A 2,440-nucleotide genomic window follows, 5' to 3' on the forward strand; every position below is an offset into this window, starting at 1 on the left:
CTTTCTTTTTGAGCCTGATCAGCTTTATCTTTAGCATCAATGATGTCTTTGTTTTGTTCCTTTACTTTATTATTTAATTGGTCAAATAACTCCTGCGGAACCTTGTCATACAATGAACTTAGTATCTTTTGGTATAATCTTCGCAACTCATCATTTTGATCCACGATTTCACGATAATCACCAAATACATAGTTATCTTGTATAGGATCTTTAAAAGATTCATCACCAGCAATAGCTCGCGCTTCAAGATACAACTTAGGTGTAAACCCTTCATCTATAATCCGAATTGTATCTCCTTCATTGATCTCTTCATGTGATAAATTAGGTATTCTAGCTATATTTTGTACATCGACTCCATAAGAAACGGAAGCATTCACAAGCTTTCTCATTTCCGTTTTCATTAAAGTTAAAAGCCTTTCTGGAGACATATTTTGGTCGTCTGTTTGTGGAGTGTAGAAAGCGAATTTATGTTTTCCGTTCTCATTCCAGCGTTGATAAGCTGCATCATCCACAAGATAAGGAACACCCTTATTTATGGATGAGATTGTAATAAATTCTCCATTTTCTTTTTTCACAAAACCTAATAAGGCTGTACAAATGTTTTGAGAGTTCTCAATACGTTTAATTCCTATTAAATCTTTACCAAAGGTTACTTCTTTTCTTGTATCTCGCCCTCGTCTCTTAACCATATCCACATAACGACCAACAATTTTAGAACCAACAACTTCAGCTCGATATTGAATTTCTATTTCAAATGAAGCGGCAATTTGTTTAAGAAAATCCAATGGATTTGTAAATTCTTCAATTTCCATTGAATGTGCTCCATCATGTTCGGTTTTACCTATTTTCCACTTCGTCCCTTTAAGAGCTATTTCCATACACTGTTTTAATGTTTTGCTTTCCAATTTTTGTGGCTCTATAATTGCTGCTTTAGCAAGCTGAATCCATTCACCAGATGCATAAACCATTAATGATCTATCCTTAGAATCCTTTTCCGTTTCTGTAATGACATACGGAACGATTCTACCGCCACGTACTTCTTTTAATACTAAATTTTGCTGTACAAGTGTTGCTGCATGATCTGTATTCTCAAATACCCTAAACTCTAGAGTATCAATATTATTTTTAATTTCCCAATGCCGTTTGTCATTCCAATAGTCCTTAGGTTGTATAGCTGAAACGATTTGATTTGTTTTAAAATCAACAACATGTAAGTCTCCACTTGGTGTACTCATCTAAATCGCTCCCTATACGTTAATTTTGCTATTCCTACATTTGCTGGACGTATTATGACTTCATTTTTCCCTCTCTTTATAACAGGGAATGAACTAAATATATCTTTTAGTGCAATTGCATTTGTTCCATTGATTGTTACTAATGATCTTTCTGTGTCTATTTGAATTTTATCTCCTATATCAAAAATATAAGGTGTTACATCTTTATCGAAATGATTAATCTTGTAAAACTTAACATCTTCAACAAACGCGACTTCCATCGCATCATTATTTCCGTATTTAGTAACTGCTACAGCAATTTTTTGCGGCTTCATACTTGTATATTTAGATGTATTGCTTATGTCTATCCAATAATCTAATTCAGTATCGTTATCAATCTCTGTATTCTCTCTGTATTTAGATACCTTAGCAGACCACTTGTTACCTTCACGCTTCATTGACAAGTGACCTCTAAAATCATTGAACGATCCTTCACGAATACCACCTGTGGATTCTATGATTCTATAGTTATCTTTATTGACCTCAGATTCCATCCAACCTACGCCTACTCTACTATTGATGTTTTGCATAGTATTGTAGTAATCTGTTACATCCAGCATAGTCATAACTTCATCATTATCTCCTAGAAGAAATACAGCTACAGAACCCATTTGACCAACACTAGTAGATTGTAGTGTGAATTGACAATCTAAAATAAAATCAGTAGCATCTTGAGGGATTGCTCTAGTCATTACAGGTCCATGCCATGCGGTACCATTACCATAATCTTCAGCATAGAATGCGTAACCTTGCCATACTTTAAAACTACCTGCAGGCTGAATATAACCGATTTTTTGAGTATACGGTGTCCATTTAGTTAAGTCGGTCATTTCGTCCCATAAAATACGTTCCTCTTTAGATACTACAACCGTCTGTACTGGGACTGGATAACCAAGTCTGAAGTACTCTAACCCGTTCCATACATCCAGAAAAGGACTCTTTGCCCCTACAGTTATATCAATAATTGGATTAGACTCTACAGATCCTTTGTTAATAAAGTTAGATTTTAAGTCACTGTTCTCAATGGCAAGGGTTTTATTTTGTATAGGCCCTAACTTATATGGCATTGGACAAATGAACTTAAGTGTTCCTATTCCAAGTGTTACAAACTCATCTGGATCAAAACTGTCATCCACAACTGCTAAATATGTTCTATTGGGTTCTAC

At 34.8% G+C, this 2,440-nt stretch carries 2 protein-coding genes; both read right to left on the reverse strand.

The annotated features are described in order from the left end of the window. A partial coding sequence (locus tag ACQRBL_RS32075) for a phage tail spike protein (protein ID WP_180231826.1) occupies positions 1 to 1,235 on the reverse strand: 1,235 nt, incomplete at its 3' end. Continuing rightward, positions 1,232 to 2,440 (reverse strand): distal tail protein Dit (locus ACQRBL_RS32080; RefSeq protein WP_427736390.1); only part of this gene is annotated, 1,209 nt, incomplete at its 5' end. The genes ACQRBL_RS32080 and ACQRBL_RS32075, both read right to left, overlap by 4 nt.

Source organism: Bacillus sp. AF62 (assembly GCF_050312695.1).
Classification (GTDB): Bacteria; Bacillota; Bacilli; order Bacillales; family Bacillaceae_G; genus Bacillus_A; species Bacillus_A cereus.